At 44.9% G+C, this 15,449-nt stretch carries 11 protein-coding genes; 10 read left to right on the top strand and 1 reads right to left on the bottom strand.

What is annotated here, in order from left to right:
• Window position 1 precedes the first annotated feature (1 nt).
• The 7 genes from nusG to rpoC all read left to right on the top strand — a co-directional run bounded on the left by nusG (window position 2) and on the right by rpoC (window position 11,592).
• Entirely contained in the window at window positions 2-550 is a 549-nt protein-coding gene (gene nusG, locus QF117_RS19595; protein WP_017035408.1) for a transcription termination/antitermination protein NusG, read from the top strand.
• A 145-nt stretch (window positions 551-695) separates the two neighbouring features.
• Window positions 696-1,124 (top strand): 50S ribosomal protein L11, encoded by a 429-nt coding sequence (gene rplK / locus QF117_RS19590; RefSeq protein WP_017035406.1) that lies wholly within the window; start codon window positions 696-698, stop codon window positions 1,122-1,124.
• Window positions 1,125-1,128: 4 nt separating this feature from the next.
• Complete coding sequence (rplA, locus tag QF117_RS19585) at window positions 1,129-1,830, top strand: 50S ribosomal protein L1 (RefSeq protein ID WP_017035405.1); 702 nt, start codon at window positions 1,129-1,131, stop codon at window positions 1,828-1,830.
• 302 nt (window positions 1,831-2,132) lie between these two features.
• Entirely contained in the window at window positions 2,133-2,627 is a 495-nt protein-coding gene (gene rplJ, locus QF117_RS19580; protein ID WP_017035404.1) for a 50S ribosomal protein L10, read from the top strand.
• Between the two features lie 57 nt (window positions 2,628-2,684).
• Window positions 2,685-3,053, top strand: a complete 369-nt coding sequence (gene rplL, locus QF117_RS19575; RefSeq protein WP_017038554.1) for a 50S ribosomal protein L7/L12 — start codon at window positions 2,685-2,687, stop codon at window positions 3,051-3,053.
• Between the two features lie 233 nt (window positions 3,054-3,286).
• On the top strand, window positions 3,287-7,315 hold the full coding sequence (gene rpoB / locus QF117_RS19570) for a DNA-directed RNA polymerase subunit beta (protein WP_282387742.1): 4,029 nt from the start codon (window positions 3,287-3,289) through the stop codon (window positions 7,313-7,315).
• Window positions 7,316-7,389: 74 nt separating this feature from the next.
• Entirely contained in the window at window positions 7,390-11,592 is a 4,203-nt protein-coding gene (gene rpoC / locus QF117_RS19565) for a DNA-directed RNA polymerase subunit beta' (RefSeq protein ID WP_282387740.1), read from the top strand.
• A gap of 303 nt (window positions 11,593-11,895) precedes the next feature.
• Here the strand turns inward: rpoC and rsd are convergent, their stop codons facing one another.
• Window positions 11,896-12,390 (bottom strand): sigma D regulator, encoded by a 495-nt coding sequence (gene rsd, locus QF117_RS19560; RefSeq protein WP_282387738.1) that lies wholly within the window; start codon window positions 12,388-12,390, stop codon window positions 11,896-11,898.
• A gap of 162 nt (window positions 12,391-12,552) precedes the next feature.
• Between rsd and nudC the strand changes: the two genes are divergently transcribed.
• The 3 genes from nudC to QF117_RS19545 all read left to right on the top strand — a co-directional run bounded on the left by nudC (window position 12,553) and on the right by QF117_RS19545 (window position 15,414).
• Window positions 12,553-13,341 (top strand): NAD(+) diphosphatase, encoded by a 789-nt coding sequence (gene nudC, locus QF117_RS19555; RefSeq protein WP_282387737.1) that lies wholly within the window; start codon window positions 12,553-12,555, stop codon window positions 13,339-13,341.
• A 265-nt stretch (window positions 13,342-13,606) separates the two neighbouring features.
• Window positions 13,607-14,674 carry a uroporphyrinogen decarboxylase gene (gene hemE, locus QF117_RS19550; RefSeq protein WP_282387736.1) on the top strand — a complete coding sequence of 356 codons (1,068 nt, stop codon included), beginning with the start codon at window positions 13,607-13,609 and terminating at the stop codon, window positions 14,672-14,674.
• A 104-nt stretch (window positions 14,675-14,778) separates the two neighbouring features.
• A complete protein-coding gene (locus QF117_RS19545) occupies window positions 14,779-15,414 on the top strand; it encodes a TetR/AcrR family transcriptional regulator (RefSeq protein WP_282387735.1) in 636 nt (211 codons plus the stop codon).
• Window positions 15,415-15,449: the final 35 nt, after the last annotated feature.

The following is a 15,449-nucleotide window of genomic DNA, read 5'->3' as shown; positions in this document are numbered from 1 at the left end:
CATGAGTGAAGCTCCAAAGAAACGTTGGTATGTTGTTCAAGCCTTTTCAGGCTATGAAGGTCGTGTGGCTCAATCGCTACGTGAACATATTAAAATGCACAACATGGAAGAGTTGTTTGGCGAAGTATTAGTACCTACAGAAGAAGTGGTAGAGATGCGTGCTGGCCAACGTCGCAAAAGCGAACGCAAATTTTTCCCAGGCTATGTATTAGTACAAATGCTGATGAATGATGAATCATGGCACTTAGTACGTAGTATTCCTCGTGTAATGGGCTTCATTGGTGGTACCTCTGACCGTCCTGCGCCTATCACTGACAAAGAAGCGGATGCGATTTTGAACCGTCTTGAGAAAGCGAGCGAAGCTCCGCGTCCTAAGACAATGTTCGAAGCGGGTGAAGTGGTTCGTGTTAATGATGGCCCATTTGCTGACTTCAACGGTACTGTTGAAGAAGTGGATTACGAGAAGAGCCGCATTAAAGTGTCTGTATCGATCTTTGGTCGTGCGACACCTGTTGAGCTTGAATTTGGTCAAGTGGAAAAACTTGATTAAAAAAACACCTTTTTAATGCTTGTTAATGGCGCGAATTATGCTTATAATTTCGCGCCTTTTTACAGGTATTACTGTAAGAAGTTTTTTATGAAAAACGGGGAGCTGACTGAAATGTTGGCGTTTGAACCCAAAATTAGGAAATATCATGGCTAAGAAAGTTGAAGCTTATATCAAACTGCAAGTAGCAGCTGGTATGGCAAACCCAAGTCCACCGGTTGGTCCTGCACTAGGTCAACACGGCGTAAACATCATGGAATTCTGTAAAGCGTTCAACGCAAAAACAGAATCTGTTGAGAAAGGTCTACCGACTCCAGTAGTTATTACTGTTTACAACGACCGTTCTTTCACGTTCGTTACTAAGACTCCACCTGCTGCTGTTCTTCTTAAGAAAGCGGCTGGCGTTAAGTCTGGTTCAGGTCGTCCTAACACTGAAAAAGTGGGTACGGTAACAGACGCTCAAATCCAAGAAATCGCAGAAACTAAAGCTGCTGATATGACTGGTGCTGATGTTGAAGCGATGAAACGTTCTATTGCGGGTACTGCTCGTTCAATGGGCCTAGTGGTAGAGGGTTAAGAACATGGCAAAACTAACTAAGCGCATGCGCACAATTCGTGAAAAAGTTGAAGTAACGAAAGAATACGAAATCAACGAAGCAGTTGCTCTTCTTAAAGAACTAGCAACAGCTAAATTCGTTGAGTCTGTAGACGTTGCTGTAAACCTTGGCATCGATGCTCGTAAATCTGACCAGAACGTACGTGGTGCAACTGTACTTCCGCACGGTACTGGCCGCGACATTCGCGTAGCAGTGTTCACTCAAGGTGCAAACGCTGAAGCAGCTAAAGAAGCTGGCGCAGATATCGTTGGTATGGAAGATCTTGCTGAGCAAGTTAAGAAAGGCGTAATGGACTTTGACGTTGTTGTTGCTTCTCCAGATGCAATGCGCGTTGTAGGCCAACTAGGTACTATCCTAGGTCCACGCGGTCTAATGCCAAACCCTAAAGTTGGTACTGTAACTCCTAACGTTGCTGAAGCAGTTAAAAATGCTAAAGCGGGTCAGGTTCGTTACCGTAACGACAAAAACGGTATTATCCACACTACTATTGGTAAAGCTACTTTCGAAGCGGCGCAAATTCAAGAGAACTTAGAAGCTCTTCTAGTTGCACTTAAGAAAGCAAAACCTTCTTCTGCGAAAGGTACTTTCGTGAAGAAAGTAAGCATCTCTACCACTATGGGTGCGGGTGTTACTGTTGATCAGGCTAGCCTGAACACACAAGCATAATTTGTTTGATTAGGCGCTGAATTAATGTATAATTCTGCGCCTAATTTGTGGTTGGGGCTGACGTTGATTCCTTTTTTTGAATTATCAATAAATGGAATTAGAACAGTCTCCGTCCAAGACCGTAGGTGTTAGTTGTTCGTCAATTAACTTAATCGTCCTACGTAGATGGTGCCCGAACTGACAGAAAGCTTTCTTATATAATGTCTCATTATATGATTAACTTTCTTCTGGGACTGCACCTTATTAACTCTCACTGTTGTGATAATAGTGAGTGGTGTAACGACAACCAGGAGTAAATCCAAATGGCTTTAAACCTTCAAGACAAAAAAGCAATTGTTGCTGAAGTCAACGAAGCTGCCAGTGGTGCACTTTCTGCAGTTGTAGCTGATTCTCGTGGCGTTGAAGTTGGCGCAATGACTTCTCTACGTAAACAAGCGCGTGAAGCGGGTGTTTATGTGAGAGTTGTGCGTAACACTTTAGCACGCCGTGCAGTTCAGGGAACAGATTACGAGTGTCTTACTGATACTTTCACTGGTCCTACTCTGATTGCATTCTCTAACGAGCACCCAGGTGCTGGCGCACGTCTTTTTAAAGACTTTGCGAAAGAGAACAAAGCGTTCGAGATCAAAGCCGCTGCATTTGAAGGCGCATTAACTGACGCTGAAGTACTAGCGACACTACCAACTTACGACGAAGCTATCGCACGCCTAATGATGTGCATGAAAGAAGCTTCTGCTGGCAAGCTGGTACGTACTATCGCTGCTTTACGTGATCAAAAAGAAGAAGCTGCGGCATAAGCCTTGCTTTCTACTGATTGTAAAATAAACTAATTGTTGACTTAAAAGAGAATTGTTATGTCTATTACTAACGAGCAAATCCTAGACGCAGTTGCAGAAATGTCTGTAATGCAAGTTGTTGAGCTTATCGAAGCTATGGAAGAAAAATTCGGCGTATCTGCTGCTGCTGCTGTTGTAGCTGGTGGCGCTGCTGGTGGCGAAGCTGCTGCTGAGCAAACTGAATTTGACGTAATTCTAGCTTCTGCTGGCGCAAACAAAGTACAAGTAATCAAAGCTGTACGTGGCGCTACAGGTCTAGGTCTTAAAGAAGCTAAGGGTCTAGTAGACTCAGCTCCTGCTGCACTTAAAGAAGGCGTTGACAAAGCTGAAGCTGAAGCGCTTAAAGCGACTTTAGAAGAAGTTGGTGCAACTGTTGAAATTAAGTAATTATTACTTAATTTCTTAGCCGCAAGGCTAATGGCTGGTGGTTTATTAACCACCGGCCTTTTTGCGCTGTAGGGTACTGGTGAATTTTCCCGCTGTTTAACCACTACTACCCATGCAAAAAACATTGCTGATTAAAGCAGTAATGTCACTACAGTAAACAGTTGTTAGTCACTGCCCCATTCTCAGAATGCCTTGGGCAGTTTGGGTCACTTATCAGCGAGCTGAGGAACCCCATGGTTTACTCCTATACCGAGAAAAAACGCATCCGTAAGGATTTTGGTACTCGTCCACAAGTTTTGGACATTCCATACCTGTTATCGATCCAGCTCGATTCGTTCGACAAATTTATCGAACAGGATCCTGAAGGGCAATACGGTCTTGAAGCTGCTTTCCGTTCTGTTTTTCCAATTCAGAGCTATAACGGCAATTCAGAGCTGCAATACGTTAGCTACCGTCTTGGTGAGCCTGTATTTGATGTTAAAGAATGTCAAATCCGCGGCGTAACTTATTCAAAACCACTACGCGTTAAATTGCGCCTAGTTATCTTTGATAGAGACGCGCCAGCAGGTACCGTAAAAGATATTAAAGAACAAGAAGTCTACATGGGCGAAATTCCGCTTATGACAGACAATGGTACCTTCGTTATCAATGGTACCGAGAGGGTTATCGTATCCCAGCTGCACCGAAGCCCAGGCGTGTTCTTCGACAGCGATAAGGGTAAGACCCACTCATCGGGTAAAGTTTTATATAACGCACGTGTTATTCCTTACCGTGGCTCATGGTTAGACTTTGAGTTCGATCCTAAGGATAACTTGTACGTACGTATAGACCGCCGTCGTAAGCTACCTGCTTCGATCATTCTTCGCGCACTTGGTAAAACAACAGAAGAGATCTTGGATCTATTCTTTGAAAAAGTGAACTTTGAAGTAAAAGACAAAACTCTATTGATGGAGTTAGTCCCTGATCGTCTACGTGGTGAAACCGCGTCATTTGATATTGAAGCAAATGGTAAGACTTACGTAGAGACTGGTCGTCGTGTGACAGCGCGTCACATTCGTCAACTTGAAAAAGATGGCGTAGAGCACATCGAAGTACCAGTAGAGTACATCGTAGGCAAAGTTGCATCGAAAGATTACATCAACGAAGCAACTGGTGAGATCATCGTTGGTGCAAACCATGAGATCAGCCTAGAAGCTCTAGCAAACTTATCTCAAGCGGGTCACAAAGCGCTAGAAGTTCTATTTACGAACGATCTAGACCACGGTCCATTCATGTCTGAAACATTGCGCATCGACAGTACTGTTGATCGCCTTTCAGCCTTGGTAGAAATCTACCGCATGATGCGCCCTGGTGAGCCGCCAACAAAAGATGCAGCAGAGACATTGTTCCAAAGCTTGTTCTTCAATGAAGATCGTTACGACCTATCTACAGTAGGCCGTATGAAATTCAATAGCTCAATTGAGCGTGAAGATGCGGGTGAACAAGGTACGCTAGATGAAACTGACATCATTGCCGTGATGAACAGATTGATCGAGATCCGTAACGGTAAAGGCGAAGTGGACGATATCGACCACCTTGGCAACCGTCGTATCCGTTCTGTAGGTGAAATGGCAGAAAACCAATTCCGTGTTGGTCTAGTTCGTGTAGAACGTGCTGTTAAAGAACGTCTAAGCCTTGGTGATCTTGATGCAATTATGCCTCAGGACCTTATCAACGCTAAGCCGATCTCCGCTGCAGTTAAAGAATTCTTTGGCTCTTCACAGCTGTCTCAGTTTATGGACCAAAACAACCCATTGTCAGAAGTAACGCACAAGCGTCGTATTTCTGCTTTAGGTCCTGGTGGTCTGACTCGTGAGCGTGCTGGCTTTGAAGTTCGTGACGTTCACGTTACGCACTACGGTCGTCTATGTCCGATCGAAACGCCTGAAGGTCCAAACATCGGTTTGATTAACTCTCTATCAGCATTCGCACGTTGTAACGAGTTCGGTTTCCTTGAGACTCCGTACCGTCGTGTTGTTGATGGTGTAGTCACTGAAGATGTTGACTATCTTTCTGCTATTCAGGAAGGTCAGTTTGTTATCGCTCAGGCGAATACAATACTCACTGAAGGTTCCACTTTTGCTGAAGAGCTAATCACGGCTCGTCAGAAAGGCGAATCTGGTCTTCACCCACGCGAACATGTTAATTACATGGACGTTGCAACAAACCAAGTAGTATCTATCGCTGCTTCGCTTATCCCGTTCCTAGAACACGATGATGCGAACCGTGCATTGATGGGTGCGAACATGCAACGTCAAGCTGTTCCAACTCTTAGAGCTGACAAGCCTTTAGTTGGTACGGGTATCGAACGTAACATCGCCGTAGACTCTGGTGTTACAGCGGTAGCAAAACGTGGTGGACAAGTTCAATCGGTAGATGCGTCTCGTATCGTTGTTAAGGTTAATGAAGATGAATTGATTCCTGGTGAAGCGGGTATCGATATCTACAATCTAACGAAATACACGCGTTCGAACCAAAACACATGTATTAACCAGCGCCCAACCGTCATGCCAGGTGAACCTGTAGCTCGCGGTGACGTTCTTGCTGATGGTCCTTCAACAGACCTTGGTGAGCTAGCGCTTGGTCAAAACATGCGTATCGCGTTCATGCCTTGGAACGGTTACAACTTCGAAGACTCGATCTTAGTATCTGAGCGCGTAGTTCAAGAAGACCGCTTCACGACTATCCACATCCAAGAGCTTTCTTGTGTGGCGCGTGATACTAAGCTGGGCTCTGAAGAGATCACAGCTGATATTCCAAACGTAGGTGAATCTGCTCTGTCTAAACTCGACGAGTCAGGTATCGTTTACATCGGTGCTGAAGTGAAGGGTGGCGACATCCTAGTTGGTAAAGTAACGCCTAAAGGCGAAACGCAACTGACGCCTGAAGAGAAGCTACTACGTGCAATCTTCGGTGAAAAAGCATCTGACGTTAAAGATACTTCACTACGTGTACCAAACTCTGTTTCAGGTACCATCATCGACGTTCAAGTCTTTACTCGCGATGGCGTAGAAAAAGACAAACGTGCGCTTGAAATTGAACAGATGCAGCTGAAAGAAGCGAAGAAAGATCTCACTGAAGAGTTCCAAATTCTTGAAGGTGGTCTACTTGCTCGTGTTCGTGCTGTTCTGGTAAATGGTGGTTACTCTGAAGCTAAGCTTGACTCTATTGGTCGTAAGCAATGGCTTGAGCAAACGCTTGAAGACGATGCGCTTCAATCACAGCTAGAGCAACTTGCTGAGCAATGGGATGAGCTAAAAGCGGATTTCGATAAGAAGTTTGAAACTAAGCGTCGTAAAATCACTCAAGGTGATGACCTGGCACCAGGTGTACTTAAGATTGTAAAAGTATACCTAGCTGTTAAGCGTCGTATCCAACCGGGTGATAAGATGGCCGGTCGTCACGGTAACAAAGGTGTAATCTCTAAGATTAACCCTGTTGAAGACATGCCATACGATGAAACAGGTCAACCTGTTGATATCGTACTGAACCCGCTGGGTGTACCATCGCGTATGAACATCGGTCAGATCTTAGAAGTACACTTAGGTCTAGCTGCGAAAGGCATCGGTGACAAACTGAACAAGATGCTGAAGGAACAACAAGAGCTGCATAAGTTCCGTAACTTCCTTCAGAAGGTTTACGATCTGGGTGATACACGTCAGAAAGTAGACATTGCTGAATTGTCAGACGATCAAGTTCGTACGTTGGTTAAGAACCTACGTGGTGGTCTACCGATTGCTACGCCAGTGTTCGATGGTGCTTCAGAGTCGTTGATTAAAGAACTATTAAAACTGGGTGATCTGCCAGAATCTGGTCAGCTTACGTTGTTTGATGGTCGTACTGGTGATGCGTTTGAGCGTCCTGTAACGGTTGGTTACATGTACATGCTGAAACTGAACCACTTAGTCGATGATAAGATGCACGCTCGTTCAACGGGTTCTTACAGCCTAGTAACTCAGCAACCACTTGGTGGTAAAGCTCAGTTCGGTGGTCAGCGTTTCGGTGAGATGGAAGTATGGGCACTAGAAGCATACGGTGCTGCTTACACGCTTCAAGAAATGCTAACAGTTAAGTCTGATGACGTTAACGGCCGTACTAAGATGTATAAGAACATCGTAGATGGCGACCACAGCATGGAACCTGGCATGCCAGAATCGTTCAACGTATTGTTGAAAGAAATTCGCTCGCTAGGTATCAACATCGAGCTAGAAGACGAAGAGTAATCCTTCCGGGTTATTTGGTAGAAGGTGCTCACTTTAGCGGGTGAGCCCCTTTTAACTCCTTACAGGAGCTGAATGTGAAAGATCTATTAAACTTTCTAAAAGCACAGCATAAGACCGAAGAATTTGATGCTATCAAAATCGGTCTATCTTCACCTGACATGATTCGTTCATGGTCTTTTGGTGAAGTTAAAAAGCCGGAAACGATCAACTACCGTACGTTCAAACCTGAACGTGATGGTCTTTTCTGCGCGCGTATCTTTGGTCCAGTTAAAGACTACGAATGTCTTTGTGGCAAATATAAGCGTCTGAAACACCGTGGTGTGATTTGTGAGAAGTGTGGCGTTGAAGTTACACAAACTAAAGTTCGTCGTGACCGTATGGGCCACATTGAGCTTGCATCACCAGTCGCTCACATCTGGTTCCTAAAATCACTGCCGTCTCGTATCGGTTTGTTGATGGATATCCCTTTGCGTGATATCGAACGTGTTCTGTACTTCGAAATGTACGTAGTAACTGAACCGGGAATGACAGATCTAGAAAAAGGTCAGATGCTCACTGAAGAAGAGTATCTTGATCGTCTAGAAGAGTGGGGTGATGAATTCACCGCGAAGATGGGTGCAGAAGCGATCAAAGATCTGCTGTCTACTATGGACATGCACCAAGAAGCTGAGCAGATGCGCGAAGAGCTAGAAACCACTAACTCTGAAACTAAGCGTAAAAAACTGACTAAGCGTCTTAAGCTCGTTGAAGCGTTCATTTCATCAGGTAACAACCCTGAATGGATGATCCTAACGGTGCTTCCGGTACTTCCGCCAGATCTTCGTCCTCTAGTACCACTAGATGGCGGTCGCTTTGCGACTTCTGATTTGAACGATCTTTACCGTCGTGTAATCAACCGTAATAACCGTTTGAAGCGTCTTCTAGAGCTAGCGGCTCCAGACATCATCGTACGTAACGAAAAGCGTATGTTGCAAGAGTCTGTTGATGCCCTTCTAGATAACGGTCGTCGCGGTCGTGCGATTACGGGTTCAAACAAGCGTCCTCTGAAATCTCTTGCTGATATGATCAAGGGTAAACAAGGTCGTTTCCGTCAGAACCTTCTTGGTAAGCGTGTAGACTATTCTGGTCGTTCTGTAATTACAGTAGGTCCATACCTTCGTCTGCACCAGTGTGGTCTTCCTAAGAAGATGGCACTTGAGCTATTCAAACCATTTATCTACAGCAAGTTAGAAACTCGTGGCATGGCGACGACGATCAAAGCGGCTAAGAAAATGGTTGAGCGTGAAGAAGCTATCGTTTGGGATATCCTAGACGAAGTTATCCGTGAGCACCCAGTACTGCTTAACCGTGCACCAACACTTCACCGTCTTGGTATTCAAGCGTTTGAACCAGTACTAATCGAAGGTAAAGCGATCCAGCTTCACCCACTCGTGTGTGCGGCATATAACGCCGACTTCGATGGTGACCAAATGGCGGTACACGTGCCTCTAACTTTAGAAGCACAGCTTGAAGCTCGTACATTAATGATGTCGACCAACAACATCTTATCACCAGCATCTGGTGATCCGATCATCGTACCTTCTCAGGACGTTGTATTGGGTCTTTACTACATGACTCGTGAAATGATCAATGCGAAAGGTGAAGGTATGTACCTTGCTGGCCCTGAAGAGGCTGAGAAGGCATACCGTACTAAGAGCGCTGAGCTACACGCTCGTGTTAAAGTACGTATCACTGAAAGTGTTGTTGATGAAGACGGTAACAGCACAACAAGCACAGACATGGTCGATACGACTGTTGGACGTGCAATGCTGTGGTCTATCGTACCTAAAGGTCTGCCGTTTAGCCTAGTTAACCAAAAGTTGGGTAAGAAGCAAATTTCTACTCTACTTAACGAGGCTTACCGTAAACTTGGTCTGAAAGACACGGTTATCTTCGCTGACCAAATCATGTACACAGGTTTTGCATACGCTGCACTTTCTGGTGTGTCTGTTGGTATCGACGATATGGTTGTACCTGCGGCTAAATACACTGAAATTGAAGAAGCAGAAGCTGAAGTTCGTGAAATCCAAGAGCAATTCCAATCAGGTCTTGTTACTGCGGGTGAGCGATACAACAAAGTTATCGATATCTGGGCGTCTACCAACGACCGTGTTGCGAAAGCAATGATGGATAACTTATCTTCTGAAACGGTAATTAACCGTGACGGTGAAGAAGAGCAACAAGAGTCGTTTAACAGCATCTACATGATGGCTGACTCGGGCGCTCGTGGTTCTGCTGCTCAGATTCGTCAGTTGGCGGGTATGCGTGGCCTGATGGCGCGTCCAGATGGTTCAATCATCGAAACGCCAATCACCGCAAACTTTAAAGAAGGTCTAAACGTCCTTCAGTACTTTATCTCAACGCACGGTGCTCGTAAGGGTCTTGCGGATACAGCACTGAAAACAGCAAACTCGGGTTACCTAACTCGTCGTCTAGTAGACGTTGCTCAAGACGTTGTAGTACACGAACATGACTGTGGTACGCATGAAGGTGTCGATATGATGCCTCATATCGAAGGTGGTGACGTTAAAGTTGCACTTTCTGAGCTAGCACTTGGTCGTGTTGTTGCTGAAGACGTTCTTAAGCCTGGTACTGAAGATGTACTGATTCCACGTAATACTCTGATTGATGAGAAGTGGTGTCAAATCATGGAAGACAACTCTGTTGACCGTATGAAAGTACGTTCAGTTGTTACCTGTGATGCAGACTTCGGTTGTTGTGCACAGTGTTACGGTCGTGACCTAGCACGTGGTCACCTAGTCAACCAAGGTGAAGCAGTCGGTGTAATCGCTGCTCAGTCTATCGGTGAGCCGGGTACACAGCTTACGATGCGTACGTTCCACATCGGTGGTGCCGCATCGACAGCCGCAGCAGAAAACAGCATCCAAGCGAAGACTACGGGTACTGTTAAACTTCACAATGCTAAGTTTGTTGTCAATAAAGACAAGAAACTGGTTATCACATCTCGTGCTTCTGAGATGACGATCATTGATGAGTTTGGCCGTACTAAAGAGAAACACAAACTTCCATACGGTTCGATTCTTAGCAAAGCAGACAGCGACGCTGTTACTGCTGGCGAAGTTGTTGCGAACTGGGAAGCGCATACTATGCCAATCATCACTGAAGTGGCCGGTCGTATCCAATTCGTAGATATGATTGATGGTGTGACGGTTTCTCGTCAAACGGATGATTTAACCGGTCTATCTTCAAGCGAAGTGACTGATGCAGCCGCTCGTCCAGCAGCAGGTAAAGATATGCGTCCAGCTATCAAACTTGTTGATGCGAAAGGTAACGATGTAATGATCCCTGGTACTGATATGCCAGCTCACTACTTCCTACCTGGTAAAGCGATCGTTAACATCGAAGATGGTGCTGAAGTAGGTATTGGTGACACGTTATCTCGTATTCCACAGAAATCTAGTGGAAACAAAGATATCACCGGTGGTCTACCACGCGTTGCTGACTTGTTTGAAGCTCGTAAGCCTAAAGAGCCTGCGATTCTTGCTGAGCACACAGGTACTGTGTCATTCGGTAAAGAAACGAAAGGCAAGCGTCGTTTAGTTATCACTCGTGAAGGCGGAGACGCTTACGAAGAGATGATTCCTAAGCATCGCCAGCTGAACGTATTCGAAGGTGAGAAGATCGAACGTGGTGATGTTATCGCTGATGGTCCAGAGACTCCACATGACATTCTACGTCTACGTGGCATTCATGCTGTGACTCAGTACATCGCTAACGAAGTTCAAGAAGTTTACCGTCTACAAGGCGTTAAGATTAACGATAAGCATATTGAAACTATCGTTCGTCAAATGCTACGTAAGTGTACGATTACGCACGCTGGTGACTCTGAATTCTTACCTGGTGAGCAAGTTGAGTACCACAACGTTAAGATCGCTAACCGCGCTCTAGAAGCTGAAGGCAAAGAACTAGTACGTTACGAGCGTGACTTACTAGGTATTACCAAAGCATCTCTAGCGACTGAGTCATTTATCTCAGCAGCATCTTTCCAAGAAACGACTCGCGTACTAACAGAAGCTGCGGTTTCTGGTAAGCGTGATGACTTACGTGGTCTGAAAGAGAACGTTATTGTTGGTCGTCTGATCCCAGCTGGTACTGGTTTCGCCTACCACCAAGAGCGTCAAAAGCAACGTGAAGAGCAACAAGAAGGTCCGTCAGCTGAACAAGCGACAGATAATCTAGCAGCACTTCTCAACGCTGGCTTTTCTTCTGAAGAATAAGTACTCTGACGAGTAATCACGATTCGTGATGAAAAAAGGCACCTTCGGGTGCCTTTTTTGTTTTTATTCGAGCGAGTATATGAGTGAAATAGTCAGCAGTACCGTTGGGTGAGAAATAGAAAAGTGTTGAGAGTGTCCAATGAGCACTTTCTAAAGTACTCATTGCACAGAGAGTCAGCGGCCTTCTGGGCAATCACTCCCTAGACACTCAATCATAGGTATCCGCTACTAGATATTCAGTTCTAAGTAGCTTAAGTCAAAAAACGTAAGCCAGAACTTGAACCTGTCCCTTAAACGAATAGCTTAAGCACCAGGAGGTATGGCAAGGCTATTTGCAATCAGTTGAATCAGCTGGTCTTCGACTTCAAATCGCATCTCAATCACCTCGCCAACTTGAGACAGATCATTGTCGAAGCTTTTTAAAGGGTCTTCCTCACTGACGGCTGCGTAGGTGTCTGTGAAGTTCAACAGCGGTTCGGTGGTGAGTACGATTTTTCCGTAAGTCTGATTGATCTCATCAGTGGCTTCAAACCCCGTTGCGCGCCATTGATCCATAACCATGTCATAGATTTTAAAATGACCTTCGGAGATATAATCGACTAAGTGCTGGCAAAAACTTTGAAGCGCTTTAGGCGTCGGAAGTTCAGAAACTGAAGATTTTACGGATGATGGTTGAAGTGATGCGAGCTTACAGTATTCAACAATGAGCAATTGACGAGTTTCAAGCCAATGATCGATGACCTCACTTGAGCCACCCCATTGTTGTTGCGTTTGTTTCAGTTTGTTTAGCATGACCATGCCCTCATGATCGGTACACAAATTTGTGCACGAATTAGCTTTGCAGTGCAAAGATCCCTTTTACATCCACCCAGAGTTTGTAAATATACTTATCATTAATAATCTCTGGTATAAATTAGATTGCCAGTAAAATGAATGAACTGCAAGCTAAGAGACCGTCTGATGTTAAAAAAACGTAACAGTAAAATGCACGAGAAAGCCTACTGGTGTGCCGTCACTGGAAGTGACATTTATCTTGTAGAACACGAGCTTCCATTTGCGACCGCGGAAGAGCTCAGCTTTCCAATTGAGCGCGCAGTTAACATTGGCCAATACCAGGGATTCCCTGTGTTATGGATAAATGAAGTCGATATAGAATCGCCTCTTGAACTCACCTCTCTTAGAGAATGCTTGCAGTTTCCTGATGCACTTTTCTTGCTCATGAGCAAAGCCGTCCAGCTTGGTAATATGACTCTGACACAACGGTTTTGTCCTCAATGTGGTGGGCGAAACCACTTGAATCTGAACCAACTTGCGATGCAGTGCACAGATTGTCGAACCTTACACTATCCCAGAATATCACCATGCATCATCGTCGCCGTGCGCAAACAACATCAAATATTACTCGCGCAGCACCCTCGCCATCGCAATGGTATGTATACAGTGATTGCTGGTTTCCTTGAAGTAGGAGAAACCCTTGAGCAATGTGTTGCGAGGGAAGTGAAAGAAGAGACCGGGATTCAAGTTCAAGATATTCGTTACTTTGGCAGTCAGCCTTGGGCATTTCCTTCCAACATGATGATGGGCTTTCTTGCAGAGTACGAGAGTGGTGAGGTCAAACCCGACTATCAGGAACTCAGTGATGCACGATGGTTTGATTTTGATAAATTGCCACCCGTCGCGCCTAAAGGCACGATTGCGAGAACCCTGATTGATACCTTAACTCAGGTTGATGAGTCGATAGAAAAATAGAGAGTGGCAGATAAAAAAAACCCTCCGAGAAGGAGGGGGTAAGTAAGATGTCGTTATGAGATGCTGAGCACTAAGTACTCAGTTATTATTGTAATTTTCGCTAGCAAACGAATTTTTAGCACTGTTACATAATGTGTGCAAACTAAGCATTGATTTAAAAGTTAATAACTTGATCTAGATTGCAAAGCACACCGCTTTTGAGAGCTGAACAGTGTTAGAATAGTAAACTTCAAAAATAGACAAGATTGAATTGGAATTTAACGGAATGACCGAATTAAAGAATGACCGCTATTTACGCGCCCTGTTAAAACAACCTGTTGACTGCACACCGGTCTGGATGATGCGTCAAGCTGGCCGCTATCTTCCTGAATATAAAGCAACTCGCGCAGAAGCGGGTGACTTCATGTCTTTGTGCAAGAACGCAGAATTGGCGTCAGAAGTAACGCTTCAGCCTTTGCGTCGTTTTCCGCTTGATGCTGCAATTTTGTTCTCTGATATTCTGACGATCCCAGATGCGATGGGTCTTGGTTTGTACTTCGAAACGGGTGAAGGCCCGAAGTTTGAACGTCCAATCACATGTAAAGCAGATGTTGAAAAAATTGGTTTACCGGATCCAGAAGGTGAGCTTCAGTACGTTATGAATGCCGTACGTCAAATCCGCAAAGACCTGAAAGGTGAAGTGCCTCTTATCGGTTTTTCTGGCAGCCCTTGGACGCTTGCCACGTATATGGTTGAAGGCAGCAGTTCTAAAGCGTTCACTAAAATCAAAAAAATGATGTACGCAGAGCCTCAAACTTTGCACCTACTGCTAGATAAACTTGCAGACACGGTTATTGAGTATCTGAACGCACAGATTAAAGCCGGTGCACAATCAGTCATGGTATTTGATACATGGGGTGGTGTGCTGACTCCGCGTGATTACAATCTATTCTCGCTTCAATACATGCACAAAATTGTCGATGGTCTGATTCGTGAAAACGAAGGTCGTCGCGTTCCTGTTACACTATTCACTAAGAATGGTGGTATGTGGTTAGAGTCGATTGCAGCCACAGGCTGCGATGCTGTCGGCCTAGACTGGACGATTAACATTGCTGATGCCAAAGCTCGTATAGGTGACAAAGTCGCTCTACAAGGCAATATGGACCCGTCTGTGCTCTACGCTCAGCCTGAACGTATTCGTGAAGAAGTCGGCACCATCCTTGAAGGTTTTGGTGATGGCGGAACTGGCCATGTATTTAATCTGGGTCATGGTATCCACCTAGATGTGCCACCTGAAAATGCAGGTGTGTTTGTTGATGCTGTGCATGAGTTATCTAAGCTATACCACAAATAGTTGATTAAATAGTTGAAAGCGCCTGATACGACCAGGCGCTTTTTTGTTATGGGGTACACTTGGCGCTATACTCATTCGATTGACGGAAAGGATACGGGCAATAAATGAAGACTCGCGATAAAATTGTACATGCAGCATTAGAGCTATTTAATGAACATGGTGAGCGTAATATTACGACCAATCACATTGCTGCGCACATAGACATTAGCCCTGGCAACCTTTACTACCATTTTCGAAATAAACAAGAAATCGTCCATGAGATCTTTACGCTCTACTCTGAAGAGTTGCTCGAACGATTTACTCCCATCAATGGTCAGCAGGAAAGTTTGGTGTTACTCAAACACTATCTGGATTCCATTTTCACCTTCATGTGGAAATATCGTTTCTTTTACGCCAACCTTCCTGAGATTCTTCAACGTGATACTTCGTTGCATGATGACTACATTAAAGTCCAAGAGAAGCTGCAAAATAACCTAATCAACATTATGAGGGCCTTCGTAAAGCTTGATTTGTTAGTGGTTGAAGAGTTAGAAATGAAATCTTTGGTGACTACATTACATTTAATTGCAAGCAGTTGGATTGGTTATCAATCGGCGATGTCGCTAAACGCTAAGGTCACCGAACAGGTTGTGCTGGAAGGTATGCTGCATATGATTGCGGTGGTCAAGCCTAAAGCCACGGAACTTGGTATTGAGCAACTACAACTGCTAGAAGATGGTGTTATCGCGATTTACGCTTAACTGAGCTGAACAACGGTTCTTTGCCTCCGCTACGG

Origin of the sequence: Vibrio sp. YMD68 (genome assembly GCF_029958905.1) — a bacterium.
Lineage (GTDB): Bacteria > Pseudomonadota > Gammaproteobacteria > Enterobacterales > Vibrionaceae > Vibrio.
This window is presented reverse-complemented; position numbering and strand designations above follow the sequence as displayed.

What these genes read in the sequence shown, in the direction of transcription:
- nusG (WP_017035408.1), top strand. Translation starts at nt 2, where the DNA reads ATGAGTGAAGCTCCAAAGAAACGTTGGTATGTTGTTCAAGCCTTTTCA.
- rplK (WP_017035406.1), top strand. Translation starts at nt 696, where the DNA reads ATGGCTAAGAAAGTTGAAGCTTATATCAAACTGCAAGTAGCAGCTGGT.
- rplA (WP_017035405.1), top strand. Translation starts at nt 1,129, where the DNA reads ATGGCAAAACTAACTAAGCGCATGCGCACAATTCGTGAAAAAGTTGAA.
- rplJ (WP_017035404.1), top strand. Translation starts at nt 2,133, where the DNA reads ATGGCTTTAAACCTTCAAGACAAAAAAGCAATTGTTGCTGAAGTCAAC.
- rplL (WP_017038554.1), top strand. Translation starts at nt 2,685, where the DNA reads ATGTCTATTACTAACGAGCAAATCCTAGACGCAGTTGCAGAAATGTCT.
- rpoB (WP_282387742.1), top strand. Translation starts at nt 3,287, where the DNA reads ATGGTTTACTCCTATACCGAGAAAAAACGCATCCGTAAGGATTTTGGT.
- rsd (WP_282387738.1), bottom strand. Translation starts at nt 12,390, where the DNA reads ATGGTCATGCTAAACAAACTGAAACAAACGCAACAACAATGGGGTGGC.
- nudC (WP_282387737.1), top strand. Translation starts at nt 12,553, where the DNA reads ATGTTAAAAAAACGTAACAGTAAAATGCACGAGAAAGCCTACTGGTGT.
- hemE (WP_282387736.1), top strand. Translation starts at nt 13,607, where the DNA reads ATGACCGAATTAAAGAATGACCGCTATTTACGCGCCCTGTTAAAACAA.
- QF117_RS19545 (WP_282387735.1), top strand. Translation starts at nt 14,779, where the DNA reads ATGAAGACTCGCGATAAAATTGTACATGCAGCATTAGAGCTATTTAAT.